Annotated in this window: 11 protein-coding genes; 6 read left to right on the top strand and 5 right to left on the bottom strand. The window is 74.4% G+C overall.

The features are described from left to right. Positions 1-49: 49 nt before the first annotated feature. Positions 50-1,741, bottom strand: coding sequence for a dihydroxy-acid dehydratase (ilvD, locus tag ACFU0Y_RS13475; protein ID WP_380215040.1), 1,692 nt, complete (start codon positions 1,739-1,741; stop codon positions 50-52). A 200-nt stretch (positions 1,742-1,941) separates the two neighbouring features. Here ilvD and ACFU0Y_RS13470 point away from each other — a divergent pair, with 200 nt between their 5' ends. Together ACFU0Y_RS13470 and ACFU0Y_RS13465 are read left to right on the top strand one after the other, a co-directional pair. Then, complete coding sequence (locus ACFU0Y_RS13470) at positions 1,942-2,844, top strand: SDR family oxidoreductase (RefSeq protein WP_380215039.1); 903 nt, start codon at positions 1,942-1,944, stop codon at positions 2,842-2,844. A gap of 31 nt (positions 2,845-2,875) precedes the next feature. Then, positions 2,876-3,301 carry a ChaB family protein gene (locus ACFU0Y_RS13465; RefSeq protein WP_380215038.1) on the top strand — a complete coding sequence of 142 codons (426 nt, stop codon included), beginning with the start codon at positions 2,876-2,878 and terminating at the stop codon, positions 3,299-3,301. Positions 3,302-3,320: 19 nt separating this feature from the next. Here the strand turns inward: ACFU0Y_RS13465 and ACFU0Y_RS13460 are convergent, their stop codons facing one another. Continuing rightward, positions 3,321-4,607 carry an FG-GAP repeat domain-containing protein gene (locus ACFU0Y_RS13460; RefSeq protein ID WP_380215037.1) on the bottom strand — a complete coding sequence of 429 codons (1,287 nt, stop codon included), beginning with the start codon at positions 4,605-4,607 and terminating at the stop codon, positions 3,321-3,323. 128 nt (positions 4,608-4,735) lie between these two features. Further along, complete coding sequence (locus ACFU0Y_RS13455; RefSeq protein WP_380215036.1) at positions 4,736-5,488, bottom strand: TSUP family transporter; 753 nt, start codon at positions 5,486-5,488, stop codon at positions 4,736-4,738. Between the two features lie 210 nt (positions 5,489-5,698). Here ACFU0Y_RS13455 and ACFU0Y_RS13450 point away from each other — a divergent pair, with 210 nt between their 5' ends. After that, positions 5,699-7,396 carry a RecQ family ATP-dependent DNA helicase gene (locus ACFU0Y_RS13450; protein WP_380215035.1) on the top strand — a complete coding sequence of 566 codons (1,698 nt, stop codon included), beginning with the start codon at positions 5,699-5,701 and terminating at the stop codon, positions 7,394-7,396. A 21-nt stretch (positions 7,397-7,417) separates the two neighbouring features. Here ACFU0Y_RS13450 and ACFU0Y_RS13445 read toward each other — a convergent pair whose 3' ends face one another. Further along, positions 7,418-7,975 carry a dihydrofolate reductase family protein gene (locus tag ACFU0Y_RS13445; protein ID WP_380215034.1) on the bottom strand — a complete coding sequence of 186 codons (558 nt, stop codon included), beginning with the start codon at positions 7,973-7,975 and terminating at the stop codon, positions 7,418-7,420. Positions 7,976-8,176: 201 nt separating this feature from the next. Here ACFU0Y_RS13445 and ACFU0Y_RS13440 point away from each other — a divergent pair, with 201 nt between their 5' ends. Together ACFU0Y_RS13440 and ACFU0Y_RS13435 are read left to right on the top strand one after the other, a co-directional pair. Beyond that, positions 8,177-9,436, top strand: coding sequence for an FAD-dependent oxidoreductase (locus ACFU0Y_RS13440; protein ID WP_380215033.1), 1,260 nt, complete (start codon positions 8,177-8,179; stop codon positions 9,434-9,436). 26 nt (positions 9,437-9,462) lie between these two features. Next, positions 9,463-10,029 (top strand): uracil-DNA glycosylase, encoded by a 567-nt coding sequence (locus ACFU0Y_RS13435; protein WP_380215032.1) that lies wholly within the window; start codon positions 9,463-9,465, stop codon positions 10,027-10,029. 9 nt (positions 10,030-10,038) lie between these two features. Here ACFU0Y_RS13435 and ACFU0Y_RS13430 read toward each other — a convergent pair whose 3' ends face one another. Further along, positions 10,039-10,584, bottom strand: coding sequence for a TetR family transcriptional regulator (locus ACFU0Y_RS13430; RefSeq protein WP_380215031.1), 546 nt, complete (start codon positions 10,582-10,584; stop codon positions 10,039-10,041). Between the two features lie 122 nt (positions 10,585-10,706). On the opposite strand from ACFU0Y_RS13430, the gene ACFU0Y_RS13425 reads away from it, so the two are divergent. Further along, positions 10,707-12,224 carry an MFS transporter gene (locus ACFU0Y_RS13425; RefSeq protein WP_380215030.1) on the top strand — a complete coding sequence of 506 codons (1,518 nt, stop codon included), beginning with the start codon at positions 10,707-10,709 and terminating at the stop codon, positions 12,222-12,224. Positions 12,225-12,294 lie beyond the last annotated feature (70 nt).

Raw genomic sequence — 12,294 nt, 5'->3', positions numbered from 1 at the left:
CGACCGCACCGCGGTCGGGGCCCGGCCCACGTCCGGAAGCACCCGCCGGTCAGCCGGTGACGGCGCCCAGGGAGGCCGAGCGCACCAGCTTGACGTACTTGCCCAGCACCCCGCCCTCGTACTGCGGGCGCAGGGGGGCCCAGCCGCTGCGGCGCCGGGCGAGCTCCTCGGGGTCCACGAGCAGGTCCAGCGAGCGGGCCGCCAGGTCCACCCGGATCCGGTCGCCGTCGCGCAGGAACGCCACCGGCCCGGCGTCGACGGCCTCCGGTGCGATGTGGCCGATGCACAGGCCCGTGGTGCCGCCCGAGAACCGGCCGTCCGTGAGCAGCAGCACGTCCTTGCCCAGCCCCGCGCCCTTGATCGCGCCGGTGATGGCCAGCATCTCGCGCATGCCGGGACCGCCCTTGGGCCCCTCGTAGCGGATGACGAGCACGTCGCCGGCCGTGATGCCGCCGGCCTCGAGGGCGTCCATCGCGGCCTGCTCGCGCTCGAACACCCGGGCCGGTCCCTCGAACACCTCGGCGTCGAAGCCGGCGGACTTCACCACCGCCCCCTCGGGGGCCAGGGACCCGTGCAGGACGGTGATCCCGCCGGTGCGGTGGATCGGGTTGTCGAGCGTGCGGATGACGTCGCCGTCCAGGGGGCCGGGGTCCAGCGCGGCCAGGTTCTCGGCCACCGTCCGGCCGGTCACGGTGAGGGCGTCCCCGTGCAGCAGCCCGGCGTCGAGCAGGGCCTTCATGACCACGGGGATCCCGCCGTGCCGGTCGACGTCGTTCATGACGTACCGGCCGAAGGGCTTGAGGTCCGCGAGGTGCGGGACGCGGTCCCCGATCCGGTTGAAGTCCTCCAGGGTGAGGTCCACGCCGGCCTCCTGGGCGATGGCGAGCAGGTGCAGGACCGCATTGGTGGAGCCGCCGAGGGCCATGAGCAGGGTGATCGCGTTCTCGAAGGCCTCCCGGGTGAGGATGTCGCGGGCGGTGATGCCCTGCCGGAGCATCTCGACGACGGCCTCCCCCGAGCGGTGGGCGAACTGGTCGCGGCGCCGGTCCGCCGAGGGCGGGGCCGCGGAGCCGGGCAGGCTCATGCCGAGGGCCTCCGCCATGGACGCCATCGTGTTGGCCGTGTACATCCCGCCGCAGGCGCCCTCGCCCGGGCAGATGGCGCGCTCGATCCGGTCCAGGTCGGCCTTGCCCATGATCCCGGCCTTGCACGCGCCCACGGCCTCGAACGCGTCGATGATGGTCACGTCCTTCTCCGTGCCGTCCGTGAGCTTCACCCACCCCGGAGCGATGGTCCCGGCGTAGAGGAACACCGAGGCCAGGTCCAGGCGGGCGGCGGCCATGAGCATGCCCGGCAGGGACTTGTCGCACCCGGCCAGCAGCACGGACCCGTCGAGACGCTCCGCCTGCATCACCGTCTCCACGGAGTCCGCGATCACCTCGCGCGAGACCAGCGAGAAGTGCATCCCCACGTGACCCATCGAGATCCCGTCCGAGACGGAGATCGTGCCGAACTGGAGGGGGTAGCCGCCGCCGGCGTGCACGCCCTCCTTGCAGCCCTGGGCGAGCCGGTCCAGGGAGAGGTTGCACGGGGTGATCTCGTTCCAGGAGCTCGCGATGCCGATCTGGGGCTTCTCCCAGTCGGCGTCGCCCATGCCCACGGCGCGGAGCATGCCGCGGCTGGCGGTCGCGTCGATGCCGTCGGTCACCTGGCGGCTGCGGGGCTTCATGTCGGGGCTCATGCGGTCTCTCCCGGGTCGTCGGTGCGCGATGGGTGCGCGGGGCAGGGCGTGCCGCGAACCTATCAACGGAACGCGAGGAGCGTCGAGGGATGTCCACGCCCGTCCCCCAAGTTTGTGCCCCCCGGGGGAAGACAAGCCGGGCCCGGTCCTCCTAGGGTGGGAGCAAGGAAAGATAAGCAACCTGATCGAAGGAGCCCGACATGCCTGAGGCACCCGTCTCCCAGCACGCCCGCGCGATGGCCGACGACGAGGGCGGGATGCCCGAGCAGCAGCAGACGCCCCCGGGGCTGACCGCCGCCATGGACCCGGTGCCCGACCACGGCGAGGCGTCCTGGGAGGGCCGCGGCCGGCTCGAGGGGCTCAAGGCCCTGATCACCGGAGGGGACTCCGGGATCGGTCGGGCCGTGGCGATCGCCTTCGCCCGGGAGGGCGCCGACGTCGCGATCAACTACCTGCCCGAGGAGCAGGAGGACGCCCAGGACGTGGCGGGGTGGATCGAGAAGGCCGGCCGCACGGCCGTCCTGGTCCCCGGCGACGTGCGCGAGGAGCGGACCTGCCAGGACGTGGTGGACCGGGCGGTCGAGGGGCTCGGCGGGCTCAACGTGGTGGTCAACAACGCGGGCTTCCACTGGGCCCGCGGGGAGGCGGGGCTCAAGGGGCTCGCCACGGAGGACCTCGAGCGCGCCGTGCGCACCAACCTCTACGGCACCCTGTGGATCAGCCGCGCGGCGCTGCCGCACCTCGGCCGCGGGGACAGCATCATCAACACCACGTCCGTGCAGGCCTACGACCCCTCCGTGTCGATGGTCGACTACGCGGCCACGAAGGCCGCCCTCAACAACGTCACCGCCAACCTCGCCGCCGAGCTCGGACCCGAGGGCATCCGCGTCAACGCGGTGGCCCCGGGGCCGGTGTGGACCCCGCTGGGTCCGGCCACCAAGGAGCCCGGCGCGGTGGCGAACATGGGCAAGGAGACGCCCCTGGGGCGGATCGCCCAGCCCGCGGAGCTGGCCGGCGCCTACGTCTTCCTCGCCTGCCCGGCCGAGGCCAGCTACGTCAGCGGCGTCGTGCTCGGTGTCACCGGCGGCATGCCCGTCTTCTGAGCACCCCCACCCCCCACGGAAGGAACACCTCGTGCCCAAGACCGGCAAGGACGACCACGCCAAGAAGAGCGAGCTGCCCTCCACCCTGCAGCGCTCGGGGCGGAAGGCGCAGGACACGTTCGCCAAGACCTACGACTCCGCGCTCGAGGAGTACGGCGACGAGGAGCGCGCGGCGCGCACGGCCTACAGCGCGCTCAAGCACACCCACGAGAAGGTCGGCGACCACTGGGAGGGCAAGGAGGAGTACGGGCCCTCCGACGAGCACGCCGCGGGCGGCCGCGACTCGCGGGCGGAGACCGCCGGCGGGGTGGACGCCAACTCCTCCAAGCAGCACCTCTACGAGGTGGCGAAGCGGCTCGGCGTCGAGGGCCGCTCCTACATGACCAAGAAGGAACTGGTCGACGCGATCCGGAAGGCCAACGACGCCGCCACGCGCCGGGCCCGGGAGAACGGCTGACCCCCCGCTCCGGGAGCGGTCACCCGTCCGGGCTCAGCCACGCCGTGACCGCGGTGCCCCGCTCGCCGAAGCCCACCACCTCCGGCAGGCCGTCCCCGGTGACGTCCGCCAGCTGACGCAGGTGGCGGTCCGGTCGCCAGCCCTGGTGCCAGCCGTAGTCGCGCAGATTGCGCGTGGAGACCAGGAAGTTCCCGTCGAACCCGGCGTAGGACACGAAGGTGCCGGAGCTGCCGAAGCCCACGATCTCGGCCCGGCCGTCACCGTTCAGGTCGAGGACCTCCCGCTGGTGGCGATCGGGTCGCCAGCCCTGCGCCGCACCGAAGTCCCGCAACGTCATCGACGGCGCGCCGAAGGTCCCGTCCGCGGTCCCGTGCGAGACCCACACCCCGGCGTGGCCGAAGCCCACGATGTCGGCGCGTCCGTCCGCGTTCACGTCCGCCACGTGCCGGGGGTGGTGCCCGACGCGCCAGCCCTGGGCCCGGCCGAACTCGCGCAGCACGAGGGCCGGGGCTGCGAACGTCCCGTCGGCGCGCCCCCGGGCCACCTGCACCCCTGCGTCCCCGAAGCCGACGACGTCGAGCACCCCGTCGCCGGTGACGTCGGCGAGCTGCCGGACGTGGCGGTCGGTGCGCCAGCCCTGGTCCCAGCCGAAGTCGGCCAGCCGGCGGGTGGAAGGCGCGAAGGCGGCCGGGCTCCCGGCCGGTCTCCCGGAGGCCGCGTGGATGCCGTCGTTGCCGAAACCCACGACGTCGACCAGTCCGTCCCCCTGGAGATCGGCCAGCTCCCGGAGGTGGCGGTCGGTGCGCCAGCCCTGCGCCACTCCGAAGTTCCGCACCGTGGCCTCCGGCCCGCGCGGTGCGGACAGCGTGCCGCCGGGGCCGCCGTAGGAGACGAACACCCCTCGGTTGCCGAAGCCGACGACGTCGTCCGCGCCGTTCGCGTCCAGGTCGGCCAGCCTCCGGGGATGAAGCCCCGTCCGCCAGCCCTGGTCCACGCCGAAGTCCCGCAGCACCAGACCCGCGCCCGTCAGCTCGGCGCTCCCGGTGCCGAGGGCCAGGTGCACTCCGCCGTCGCCGATCCCGACGACGTCCGCGCGCCCGTCACCGTTGACGTCCCCCGTCGCCCGGACATGGCGATCCGTGCGCCAGCCCTGCGTCCAGCCGAAGTCGAGATGCGTGCGGGGCGCCCGGTCCCGGTCCGCCGGCGTGTGCTGGTCCGCGGCGGCGGGCGCCACGGCGGCCGGGCAGGCCGCCAGCGCCGCCGCGGTCGTCGCGGCGAGCAGGAGATGGTGGATCCGGCGTCCCATGGCGTCCCTCCGATGTCGGTGCGCACAGCGTAGGGCGAACTCCGGGCGCCGCGACCTCCCGGACGTCCACGTTTCTGATTGCTACTTCGTCCTCCGGGCGGGCCCGGACCAGCCGCGACCGCCAGGGCTCAGAGGACGCCCAGGAGCCCGCGCACCAGTGTGATCGTCCCGCCCAGCCCGGCGAGGACGAGCGCGATCGTGCGCGCGGTGCTCAGGGGCACGCGGCGGGCCACGACGCCGCCGATCCGCACCCCCAGCACCACCGTGAGGACCACGCCGGGGGCCACCCACCACGGCGGCATGCCGCCCGCCCCGGCCGCCCCGAGCAGGGTCTTGGTGAGCACCGACAGGGCGCCCATCGTCATGAACACCGGCTGCAGGGTCGCGGCGAAGGAGCGCTGCTCCCACCGGGCCAGCCGGGAGTGGATCACCATGACCGGCCCGGCCACCCCGGCCGTGGTGTTGAAGAACCCCCCGATCGCCCCGGCCAGCACCGTGGGCAGCCGCCCCGGCCACTCGGGCAGGCGGGGGAGTCCGAACATGGTGGTGAGGGCCAGCAGCACCACGCCGCCCACGAGCACCTGCAGCCAGGCGGCGGGCAGCTCGCGCACCACGAGTGCCGCCGGCACCGCGCCCACCGCGGCGGCAGGGGCGATGAGGGCGAAGCGCCGCCAGTCCACGTGCCGCCAGACCGTGAGCATGATGAGGAAGCCGGAGACGGTCGTGGTCGCGTTGGTCACGAGCACGCCCGTGGCGGGGCCCAGCAGCAGGGCGAGGGTCGGGGCCACGACGAGGCCGACCCCGGTGCCCGAGACGCGCTGCAGGACCGAGCCCACGAGGATCGCGAGGGCCGCGATGACGATGATCTCCACGGGTCCCATTCTGCGCCCCGGCCGCTGGGCCCTGGTCCGCACACGGACCCGCCGCGGCGTTTCGTGGTTCCTCCCAGATCCGATCAGTACCTTGCGGTCATGGGGGTCCCCGCGGGACGACGTCGACCGAGAGGTGCGCCATGAGCATCAGCCGAGACCTGATCGGCGACGGCGAGCACGAGCCCGTGACCGTCCTCGCCCGCTTCCCGTGCTGATCCGGTGAGCGCCGCCAGGAGCGCGGACCGGCGCACCGCACCGGTTCCTGCGGACCGGCTCCGGGAGATCGCCGCGTCCCGCTTCGGCATCCAGGAGTTCCGCGAGGGGCAGCTCGAGGCGATGGCGGCCGCGGCCGCCGGCCGGGACGTCCTGGCGGTGATGCCCACCGGTCACGGCAAGTCCGCGATCTACCAGGTCCCGGGCGCCGCCCTGCCCGGGACCGCCGTGGTGGTGTCCCCGCTGATCGCCCTCCAGCACGACCAGGTCGAGGCGATCAACGAGGACCTCGGGGCGGAGGTCGCCTTCGCGGTGAACTCCGCGGTCGGGGCGCGCCGCGAGCGCGCCGCCTGGGAGGCCGTGGAGCGGGGGGACGCGAAGTTCCTCTTCCTCGCCCCCGAACAGCTCGCCCGGGAGGAGACCACCGAGCGGCTCGCCGCGCACCCGCCGTCCCTGTTCGTGGTGGACGAGGCGCACTGCATCTCCTCGTGGGGCCACGACTTCCGCCCCGACTACCTCGTGCTCCAGGAGGCGGTGCAGCGGCTGGGGCGTCCGCCCGTCGTCGCCCTGACCGCCACCGCGTCCCCGCACACCCGGGCCGAGATCGTCGACCGACTGGGTCTGCGCGAGCCCCTGGTCCTGGTGCACAGCTTCGACCGGCCCAACATCGAGCTGCGGGTGGTGCGCCACCACGAGGCCTCCGACAAGCGCCGGGGGGTGCTCGACGAGGTCTCCGGGCTCGGGGGTCCGGGGCTGCTCTACGTCGCCACCCGCCGGGAGGCGGAGGACTACGCCGCCGAGCTGGTCCGGCGCGGTGTGCGCGCCGAGGCCTACCACGCGGGACGCCGGAGGCCCGAGCGGGACGAGGTGCACGCCCGGTTCCACGGTCACGAGCTGGAGGTGGTGGTGGCCACCACGGCCTTCGGGATGGGCATCGACAAGCCGGACGTGCGCTTCGTGGTGCACGCGGACATCCCCGACTCCCTGGACAGCTACTACCAGGAGATCGGCCGGGCCGGCCGGGACGGGGCACCGGCGCTCGCCGTGCTGCACTACCGCTCCGAGGACCTGGGGCTCCAGCAGTACTTCGCCGGCGCCGCCCCCGAGCCGGCGGACCTCGAGCAGGTCTTCCGCGCGGTCCGCCGGCACGGGCCGGTCCGGGCCCGCGCGCTGCGCGAGCACACGGGCCTGGGTCCCCGGGCCCAGGCCCGGGCCCTGCACCTCCTCGAGCACAGCGGCGGCGTGCTGGCCCGGCCCGAGGGCTACCGCGCCGCGGACGGCGCCACCCCGGGGGCCGCCGTCGCCGCCGCGCTCGCCGAGGCCGAGGCCCAGCACCGGATCGACCGGTCGCGGATCGACATGATGCGCGGCTACGCCGAGACGGACGGGTGCCGGCGCGACTGGCTGCTCAACTACTTCGGCGAGGAGACCGAGGGCTGGTGCGGCAACTGCGACACCTGCGCGGAGGCGGGCTCCGCCGCCGAGGCCGCGGAGCGGGCCGCCGCCACCCCGCGCGGCTGGGAGATCCAGACCCCGGTGACCCACCGCGAGTGGGGCCCCGGGATCGTGATGGGCGCGGAGCCGGACCGGATCACCGTGCTGTTCGACGCCGTCGGGTACAAGGAGCTCTCCCTGCGCCTGGTCGAGGAGCACGACGGGCTGCTGGTGCGCGGCCCCGGGGCGCGGCGGGACGAGGGACCGTGAGCCCCGACGGGCGGCCGCGGGTCAGCGGGCGACGTCGTAGACGCACTTGAGGACGCCGTTGGCGTAGGCCTCGTGCTCGACCAGCTCGAGCCTGCGGAACGTGTCGGCGCTGTCGTCGAAGAGACGGCGTCCCGCGCCGAGCAGGAGGGGGAACACCAGCAGGTGGTACCGGTCCACGAGGCCCGCGGCGGCGAGGCCCTTGGCCAGGGTGGCGCTGCCGTGCACCAGGATCGTGCCGTCGACCGTGGTCTTCAGCCGCGCGACCTCGTCGAGGGAGCGCAGCACGGAGGTGTTGTGCCACTGCGGGTCCTCCAGGGTGGAGGAGACCACGTACTTCGGCATGGCGTTGTACTCCGCGAACTCCTCCATCGACGGCCAGACGGGGGCGAACTCGTCGTAGCTGACCCGGCCCATCAGCATCGCCGCCGCCTCCTTCTGCTCCCGGTCCTTGAGCTCGTAGGCGGCCTCCTCGTAGGCGACGTGCTGGAAGCTCCAGCCGGCGTGCGGGTGCGGGCCGCCGCCGGGGGAGTCGACGACGCCGTCGAGGGTGAGGAACTCGGTGACGATCAGCTGGCCCACGGGATTCTCCTGTCGGTGCGGTCGGCGCTCCTGTCTGCGGTATCCACTCTGGCGCGAGCGCGCGGCGGTGGAAAGGGCTCGGCAGGTCATGACGCGATCGGCCGGCCGGTGCCGGTCCCCGGTGCCGCTCTCTTGCGCGGCCGGGGCCCCGGTGGGACCCTCGGCAGGGACGAGGGTTCGGCGAGGATCCGGGAGGAACCCGTGGCGGCGGAGCAGGCGACCGGGCGGCCGGTGGAGCAGGTGCGGACCACGTGCTGCGTGGTGGGCGGCGGCCCGGCCGGGCTGATGGCCGGGGTGCTGCTCGCGCGGCAGGGCGTGGACGTGGTGGTGCTGGAGAAGCACGGGGACTTCCTGCGCGACTTCCGCGGCGACACCCTGCACCCCTCCACCCTGGAGCTGATGGCCGAGCTCGGCTGGCTCGAGGACGTCCTGGCGCTGCCGCACACCCGCGTGGAGCGCGCCACGGTCTCCCTCGGCGGGGAGACGGTCGTGGTCGGCCGCTTCGACCGCCTGCCCGTGCGCTGCCCGTTCATCGCGTTCCTTCCGCAGTGGGACTTCCTGGACCTGATGGCGGAGAAGGGCGAGGCGCTGCCCGGCTTCCGGCTGCTGCGCTCCACGGCCGCCGACGGCCTGCTCGTCGAGGACGGCCGGTGCACCGGCGTCACGGCGCACGACGACGACGGGGCGCCGGTGCGGATCCGGGCCGATCTGGTCCTGGCCGCCGACGGCCGCGACTCCGTGCTGCGGGCCGCGGCCGGCCTGGCCCCGTTGGCCTCACCGTCCCGGATGGACGTGCTGTGGTTCCGCGTGCCCCGCCGCGAGGGGCAGGAGCAGCCACTGTTCAACGCCGGGGACGGCGCGGTGGTCGCCCTGCCGCGCACCGGCTACTGGCAGGCCGCGATGATCGTGCGGGCCGGGGAGCACGACGCGCTGCGGGCGCAGGGGCTGGAGGCCTTCCGGGCCCGGGTGCGCGCGCTCGCCCCCGGCCTGGGGGAGGGGGTCGCCACGATCCAGGACTGGGACCAGGTGAAGCTGCTGCGCGTGCGCGTGGACCGCCTGCGCCGCTGGTGGCGGCCGGGGGTGCTGTTCCTCGGCGACGCCGCCCACGCGATGTCCCCGGCCGGCGGCGTGGGCATCAACCTCGCGATCCAGGACGCGGTCGCGGCGGCGAACCTCCTCGGGCCGCGCCTGCTGGAGGGTGGGGTGCGGGCGCGGGACCTCGCGCGGGTGCAGCGCCGGCGGGCGTGGCCGGCGCGCGCCACCCAGCTGTTCCAGCTCGTGCTGGCCCGCCGGCTGGTGCCCTCCCGGCCCGGCGCGCGGCCGAGGCCCCCGGTGCCGCTGGGTCTCGTCCGGGCGCTGCCGTTCCTGCCCCACGTGACCGGGCGGGCGATCGGCATCGGCCTCCGGCCCGAGCACGTCCCTGCCGGGTTGCGCGCGACGGACGGCCCGGCCCGCGCATGAGCTCACCGGCGGACAGGCGCGCCCGGGTGGACGAGCCCCACGTGGCCCCGCTCAACGCCCTGGTCCGGGACTGGCGCGGCGGCGGCCGGTTCGTGCCGTGGGTCGATCCCGACGGCGGCGGCACCGGCGCTCGCGTGCTCGTGCTCATGGAGGCGCCCGGGCCGGCCACCGTGGCGGCCGGGGACCTGGGCTTCAGCTCCGAGGACAACCCTGATCCCACCGCCCGGGTCCTCAAGGCGCTGCGGGAGGAGTCCGGGCTTGCCCGCGGCGACTGCCTGCGCTGGAACGTGGTCCCCTGGGCACTGCGGGACGAGGGCGGCCGGCACCGGCCGCCCCGGGTCGAGGACCTCGTCGAGGCGGAGCCTGCGCTTCGGGAGGTGGTCGGGGCGCTGCCGGAGCTGCGCGTCGTCGTGACCTTCGGCGCCCCGGCGCTCACCGGGATGATGCGCCTGCTCACCGTGGAGGAGCCCCCGCGGCTGCTGCCCGTGCTGGGCGTGCCGCACCCGTCGCTGCGCAACGGCCACCGCCGGGCCGAGACCCGGCGGCGGATCCTCGTCGCGCTGCGTACGGCCGCCGCCGCGGCGCGGGCGTGAACCGGCCGCTCAGGGGCGTGGGCTGAGCCGGTCCACCGCGGCCAGGAGGTGCTCCAGGATGGTGTGCCGCTGCGCGTTGCCGTCGGGCAGCAGCCCGATCGACGCGTTGTGGTAGAGCCCGTCGCCCATCTGCTGCACCGCGGTCGCCACCACCGGGTCCCCCACGTCGGCGAGGATCAGCTCGTACCACGCCTCCTCGAGCCGCTTGAGGGCGGCCCTGGCGTTCTCGTCCCCGGCCTGGACCAGGCGGGAGGCCACGATCAGGGCCCGGTCCAGCCGGCTGTCCTCGAACAAGGAGGTGACGAGGAAGTAGCGCGCGGCCCCGTCCGGCGCCGCCGCCATGGCCTCGAGGTCCAGGCGCATGAGCTCCTCGAGCCGCTGCAGGGTCGCGTCCACGAGGGCCTGACGGTGCGGGAAGTGGTAGAGCAGACCCCCCTTGGACACGCCGGCGGCGGCGGCGACGGCGTCGAGGGTCGCGGCGCGCTCGCCGTCGTCGAGGACGATCTGCTCGAAGGCGGCCAGGAGCTTGTCCCGGGCCACGGGTGGGCGTGGCATGTGAGGAAGACCTCCCTGGGTCGGACGTGGTGCCCATTGTGTCAGCTCGCACATAACTGTACCGTCTAGACGGTACAGTTATTGAGGCTGTCCGATCCCGATCCGTTCCCCGGAGGTGAACCATGACCACTCTGCTGACGCCCCGCCCCACGGCCGGCGCGCGCGAATGGGCCGCGCTCGCGGTCCTGATGATGCCCGTCCTGCTCGTGTCGGTCGACAACACGGCGCTGAGCTTCGCGCTGCCCACCATCTCCCAGGCGCTGCACCCCACCGGGGCGCAGCTGCTGTGGATCGTGGACGTCTACCCCCTCGTGCTCGCCGGCCTGCTCATCCCCATGGGGTCGCTCGGGGATCGGATCGGCCGCCGGCGGCTGCTGCTGATCGGCGGCACGGGCTTCGCTGCCGTCTCCGCGGCCTCGGCCTTCGCGCCCACCGCCGAGCTGCTCGTGGCAGGGCGGGCCGCCATGGGGTTCTTCGGCGCGATGCTGATGCCCGCGACCCTGTCCCTGCTGCGCAACATCTTCCTGGACCCGGGGCAGCGCCGGATCGCGATCGCGGTGTGGGCCGGCGGCTTCAGCGGTGGTGCCGCGCTGGGCCCGATCGTCGGAGGCTTCCTGCTCAACCACTTCTGGTGGGGCTCGGTGTTCCTCATGTCCGTGCCGGTGCTGCTGCCCCTGCTGGTGCTCGGCCCCCTGCTGGTGCCGGAGTCGCGCGACCCCCGGCCCGGGCCGGTGGACGTCCCGTCCGTGCTGCTCGCCATGCTCGCCATGACCCCCGTGGTCTACGGGATCAAGGCGGCGACGGCCTCCGGGGAGCTCTTCCAGGGCCTGCTCAGCGCGGCCTTCGGCGTGCTGGCCGGTGTGCTGTTCGTCCGGCGCCAGGCCGTCCTGGCGCACCCGATGCTGGACCTCGCCCTGTTCCGGCACCCGGGCTTCCGCGGCGGCGTCACGGTCAACGTGCTCGGCAACGTGGGGCTCTACGGGTTCCTGTTCATGCTGACCCAGTACCTGCAGCTCGTGGTCGGCCTGGACCCGATGACCGCGGGCCTGACCATGGTCCCGGGCCTCGTCCTCACGGTGCTCGCCGGCTTCGTGGCCGTGCGCGCCGTGCGGTGGCTGACGCCCCGGACCGTGATCACGGCGGGGATCCTCCTGTCCTCGACCGGCTTCCTCGTGGTCACCCTCGCGGACCTTTCCGCGGCAGCCGGCGCCGTGGTGGTCCTCGTGGCCTTCTGCCTGGTCGGCACCGGCATCGGGCTCGCCGAGACGCTGTCCAACGACCTCGTCCTCACGGCCGCACCACCGCACAAGGCCGGGGCCGCCTCGGCGATCTCGGAGACCGGCTACGAGGTCGGCGCGGTGCTGGGCACCGCTGTGCTCGGCGGGCTGCTGACCGCGTTCTACCAGCGCCACCTCGACCTGCCCGCGGCCCTGGACCCCGGCTCCTCGGCCGCGGCGCACGAGACCCTCGGGGGCGCCGTGGAGATCGCGGAGGGTGCCGGGTCGCTGGGGCCCGCCGTGCAGGAGGCGGCGGTCGCCGCGTTCACCGCGGGCATGCACTGGACGGCGCTGGTCATGACGGCCCTGGTGCTCCTGGCGGCGTTCACGGTCGCCCGCATGCTGCGGCCGGCGGGCCGCTGATCTCCCGGCCGGAGCCGGAGACGTCACCGGGCGGGGAGACGTAGGCTCGGTGCCGGGGGGCCGGAGCGGC

This window comes from Kocuria sp. NPDC057446 (assembly GCF_042802875.1).
Classification (GTDB): domain Bacteria; phylum Actinomycetota; class Actinomycetes; order Actinomycetales; family Micrococcaceae; genus Kocuria.
This window is presented reverse-complemented; position numbering and strand designations above follow the sequence as displayed.